Here is a 4,371-nt window from a genome sequence, read left to right as displayed (position 1 = left end):
AGAAATGCCTTTTTGGAATTGAATCTGATTTTTAGCCATTTTCATTTACCTCCACACAGACTTATTTTAAGTATACGCCTATGGGAGCTGAATTTAAGTGATAATCAGGTACTATTATAAGCAACAATATTCGGCTCGAATGTAATTTCATTTTCACCGACAATTAAAGTAATGACTTTATTTTCTTTGCTCATAGATTAATTCCTTTCTTTTATTAATTTCATCCACTAATTGATTATGCCGTGCGGCGCAATGACCATATAATTTGGAGTAATCCATTATAACATTTGCCAGATTATTTCCGGTTGTTCCCGTCAGCCGGGGTAATCTGTCCTGACATTTTGTCAGTAAGTTTTCCTGATAGTGTTCGTTCAATACTTTCGGCTGTATCGTTGTACATCCTGACAAATTCAGGGCTAACACACACATGAGTAAAAACAGGCCGAACCATTTCAGTATGAATCTCTCGTGGGGCGGCATGGGCTATCCCTTCTAGCTTATTTTCCAATTGTCGGGCGGATATACTGGAAATGTGTTGCAGTTCCTGCCGAATTTTTTCCCCTGTAGCATCCGCTGCCCGCGTGATGTTCAGTTCCAGACTGTCACGGTAATAATGGTTTACTCGCCAGCCTGCACAGAATGCCAATGCCAGGAAAGTCAAATACAGCATCCAGGTATTGAACATCATTTCGCCCCATTATGCGCCAGTGAGAAATGATTGCCGTCTGGTCGAGAAAATCGCCCACCCCACGTGCCGCCAAGAGATTCCCAATATTCTCCTAACGGTAAATAAGCATGACTGTTTGTCTGGTACTCGCACCCGATAAATAAATTCAGATCTATCGCCAGCCGCTGAATATGCAGGCTATTGGCAATGCCTTTCCCTATCTGAGCGTTTAACTTCGCTTGTTCTGGTGTCCGATAAGCCTCGCCTAAAGTCAGGCGATAACCGCGTTCGTCCGCCCATAAGATCAATTGTGCGACCAGTACCGCAAATAATTGCTGTTTTTCACTCAGTGTCATTTCTTCAACTTCCCTGTTAACAAAGCGCTGCCGCGCTTGCGTAGCCAAACTTCAATTAACTGATAGCCAGCAATCCCTAATGCGCTGCCTATCCCTGTCACCGCTATCGGGCTGATGCCCGGCCACCAAATCAACAATACCCCCGCCATCACTGACACAGCCGACCCTAAAATAATCCGGCCAATGAAAAGCCGCAGGGTGATCGGCTCATCGCCTGTTAGCATCTTTCCTAACGCAATCAGTGCCCCCAATAGCACCAGCGTCACAAAGGTTTTATCATGTTCTTCCATGAACACCCCTCTTTACCCTATCAGGCTTTGTGTCAGTTCTGCTTCCAGATAGGGAATGCCATTAATGCGCACAAAATCGGGACTGGTCACCACAAATTTCACTTTATGCGTCATGACACTGCCGCCTTTCGGATCAACGTCCAGAATGTCGCTGACAATCAGCTTGCAGCCGTAAGCCTCAACTTTGATTTCTTCGTTACCGGCCTTGGCATACCACATCAAATCGACGGGCTGAATACCCCGCCATGAACCCACCGTGCGCGCTTTAGCGGTCACAATCTCCAGATATTTGGTACTGAGTTCAATCTCCCCCTCTGCCGCCACATCACCGGAAATATAGCCATCCGGTACACCCTGTGTTTGGGCGGCGGCGGTGTTGTCCGTAATGGACAGATTGACCTTTTCCGCATGAACCAGATCCCCGTCCATATTAAAATCAACCGACTGGCCTGAAATACGTTTGCTCATGCGATTTTCTCCAGACTGCTATCCAGCAACAGACTGACGGAGATCCCTTTCGGACATTCGTAAGTGCGGACAGTGATATAAATTTCCACCGTGTTTTTATTGCGCCATGTCATCACCACATCGCCATCTTTCGGCGATTTCACTTCCCCCGGAAAAGTCACGCCGTTAATCTCGATACTGCGCGACATTTCACGCAAGGTGCGGGCGAAGTATGCCTGATGCGTTGCGACACTGCCCGGCGTGCTGTTTAAGCTACGGTCGGCAATTTTAGCGATAGCCTGCAAGCGCACTCGACGCGCTACTTTATCGACAACCCGCAAGTTTTCGATACGCTGGTAGTCTCCGCCTTCTACGTCCAATGTGCGGCCATCTGACCAATACATGCCATCATAATCGGGATACCACATCGGCACACTGAAACGCAGTTTTTCCAATGCCTGCAAGGTTGCCAGATCAATCGGCTGACCTGTGCCATCTTTTGGAAAATCGGTTGAACCCAAATCCATCAACGCCCCGGTTTGTACCCGTGCGGGACTGTCCGCCACGGTGACGGCGCGGTTGCATAATCGCCCGGCCAGCACGCCTGCCTCATTGCCCCACAGACACGGCACCAGTTGCACCGATGCCACGGCTTCGCCCTTTTGTAGCTCTGCCAGGCGAGTGACATAATCCGCCCAAGTCTCTTTTGCCTGTGTGCCATCAACCGCCAGAATGGCCCACTGCCAGCGACCAAATTTAGCCATCGTGTTGGCTCGCAAGGTTTGCGCAGCTTTAATGATGGCTTTGGTTGCGCCGACCGTCAGCGTATAGCCCTCAATACTGGCTATACGCTGCGCCGACGTCACCGCCTCAACAAACACCAATTCATCCGCCGATTCCGGCAATACATGGGTATACCCGGACCAGTTTTGCCCCGCATTTGCCATTGCGGCCAGTACATGACGTTTGAGGACAGTTTGTGCCGCTCCCAGTACAGAATCAAAGTCCGTCTGGGTATTAACCGCAATGGTTTTACCTACGTTGGTTTTTCCCGTCCCAACGAAAAGCAAGACTCGCTCAATTTCCCTGGTTTCGCCTTGCAATTGATTAACCTGGTTAACCTGAACATGTGGCCACATAATTTAATCCCTTATCAATGCGCTTAACCCACACCGTATCCCATGCCTTGCAACTGGCGAACCAGCGCTTGACTGAATTCTTCATCATTAATACCTAAGAACTTACGGGCAGGAACTTCAATCGTCCATGAACGTTTAACCGTCCCGCCGCTCAGTTCGCGGATCAATACCCCTGCCTGAATAAATTTCATATTGGCGGTAATGTCCTTTATCGGGGGCTTACGCCAGCGTTTACCTTTCTTAACCTGATACCCCAAATCCCGCAGTTTTTTCGCCTGCTTAATGGTTGCCATGCGCTCACGATCAACGCGCTTTTGTACTTGCCGCCGACTGACCTGAATACGCATCCCGTTTTGCTGTGCATACCCCACAACACCCGCAGGAACTTGTTGTTTTCCATTCTGGTAATGCCCGCCTTGCAGGTAAATGCGCACGGCGTTATTTTCCGGCATTTCCCGAATATGCAAGCGCTTCGGCATGTTCCTGAGCATTTTCTTGCGCCACGGGCTTTTTCTGGCCGTCCATCGCCCGCCATCCGGTGATTGCTGATTGCGCACATGGCGTTTTGCCGCCGGGATCACCCCGTATTTCACAATCCGCCATAACAGGCGTTGGCGCTTTTTCGAGGGTAGTTCAAGGTCACTCAGTGCGTTTTGCAGTGCCTTAAACTGATTTCGGTTTAACTGCCCCTGCATCATTATTGGCTTTGTCCAACGGGTGCCCCTGACTCATTCACACTATGCACAACCCCCTTTTCAGCAAACCAGATTTCAGTATCAGCCAGCCTCCAGCGCTTACCCTCAAAGGGGACGATGCCGTTTTTATCTTCACGCATGACAACAGGCTCTGACAGTGACAACGACACCACAACTACAGCGGTTTCCTCATCCACTTCAACGGTCATCGCTGGCCGTTCCGGCTCCAGATTGGCATCCCCTAAATCATTGCCCTGCTCAGTCAGCCACACATCTATTAACAATGGGACATATCGCGGATCAAACTCTCGGTATGGGAAACGCCCCCAGGCAATCACCGCCTCATACTGCTGGATAAACATCTGGTATTGCCCCAGACCTAAATCCCGTTGCGCAGGAATGAAACGAATTTCATCCATTTCACTGGTAAATTCTATCTTACAGAGACGTTCTGGCAGGTTTTCCCGCAAAAATGCCGTTAAATGATGTAATTTGCTCATATCATACGTACCGTTGTGCGACCGTATCCCTTCATATTGCGGATAACAAAAGCCGCTTCCGCTAATAAACGGGGACGTAGTTCAGAACTTTCTTGTGGCGGATGAGGGGCACGACTGACAATAGCGGTGTATTCCCCCAACAGATCCGCTTTTGCCCTGGCATAAACCTGTCTCTTGATCACATCTCTAGCTCAAGAGACTGTGCAAGCAGGTACCCCTCAAGGATGGTTTGTAATATGAACCATCCTTCCCATAACCTTTCCCATCCTACTCGACC

Annotated in this window: 9 protein-coding genes; all 9 read right to left on the bottom strand. The window is 49.3% G+C overall.

Translation table 11 applies throughout. From position 1 onward, the window contains the following. Positions 1 to 177: 177 nt before the first annotated feature. The 9 genes from SLS51_RS22550 to SLS51_RS22510 are packed head-to-tail and all read right to left on the bottom strand — an operon-like array spanning position 178 to position 4,276. Positions 178 to 375, bottom strand: a complete 198-nt coding sequence (locus SLS51_RS22550; protein ID WP_323840742.1) for a hypothetical protein — start codon at positions 373 to 375, stop codon at positions 178 to 180. After that, the gene (locus SLS51_RS22545; protein WP_323840741.1) at positions 296 to 688 is read right to left on the bottom strand and encodes a hypothetical protein; all 393 of its coding nucleotides are present in this window, start codon (positions 686 to 688) and stop codon (positions 296 to 298) included. The genes SLS51_RS22550 and SLS51_RS22545 overlap by 80 nt, the downstream gene beginning before the upstream one ends. Beyond that, entirely contained in the window at positions 685 to 1,023 is a 339-nt protein-coding gene (locus tag SLS51_RS22540; RefSeq protein ID WP_323840740.1) for a M15 family metallopeptidase, read from the bottom strand. Before SLS51_RS22540 ends, SLS51_RS22545 begins: the two co-directional genes overlap by 4 nt. Further along, positions 1,020 to 1,313 carry a phage holin family protein gene (locus SLS51_RS22535; RefSeq protein WP_323840739.1) on the bottom strand — a complete coding sequence of 98 codons (294 nt, stop codon included), beginning with the start codon at positions 1,311 to 1,313 and terminating at the stop codon, positions 1,020 to 1,022. The genes SLS51_RS22540 and SLS51_RS22535 overlap by 4 nt, the downstream gene beginning before the upstream one ends. Before the next feature lie 12 nt (positions 1,314 to 1,325). Then, positions 1,326 to 1,781, bottom strand: coding sequence for a phage protein (locus tag SLS51_RS22530; protein WP_065390430.1), 456 nt, complete (start codon positions 1,779 to 1,781; stop codon positions 1,326 to 1,328). Then, on the bottom strand, positions 1,778 to 2,902 hold the full coding sequence (locus SLS51_RS22525) for a DUF2586 domain-containing protein (RefSeq protein WP_323840744.1): 1,125 nt from the start codon (positions 2,900 to 2,902) through the stop codon (positions 1,778 to 1,780). The genes SLS51_RS22530 and SLS51_RS22525 overlap by 4 nt, the downstream gene beginning before the upstream one ends. 20 nt (positions 2,903 to 2,922) lie before the next feature. After that, entirely contained in the window at positions 2,923 to 3,600 is a 678-nt protein-coding gene (locus tag SLS51_RS22520; RefSeq protein WP_323840743.1) for a hypothetical protein, read from the bottom strand. Next, the gene (locus tag SLS51_RS22515; RefSeq protein WP_323840738.1) at positions 3,597 to 4,094 is read right to left on the bottom strand and encodes a phage tail protein; all 498 of its coding nucleotides are present in this window, start codon (positions 4,092 to 4,094) and stop codon (positions 3,597 to 3,599) included. The genes SLS51_RS22520 and SLS51_RS22515 overlap by 4 nt, the downstream gene beginning before the upstream one ends. Next, on the bottom strand, positions 4,091 to 4,276 hold the full coding sequence (locus SLS51_RS22510) for a head completion/stabilization protein (protein ID WP_323840737.1): 186 nt from the start codon (positions 4,274 to 4,276) through the stop codon (positions 4,091 to 4,093). The genes SLS51_RS22515 and SLS51_RS22510 overlap by 4 nt, the downstream gene beginning before the upstream one ends. Positions 4,277 to 4,371: the final 95 nt, after the last annotated feature.

The organism is Photorhabdus africana (assembly GCF_035181445.1).
GTDB classification, from domain to species: Bacteria; Pseudomonadota; Gammaproteobacteria; order Enterobacterales; family Enterobacteriaceae; genus Photorhabdus; species Photorhabdus laumondii.
This window is presented reverse-complemented; position numbering and strand designations above follow the sequence as displayed.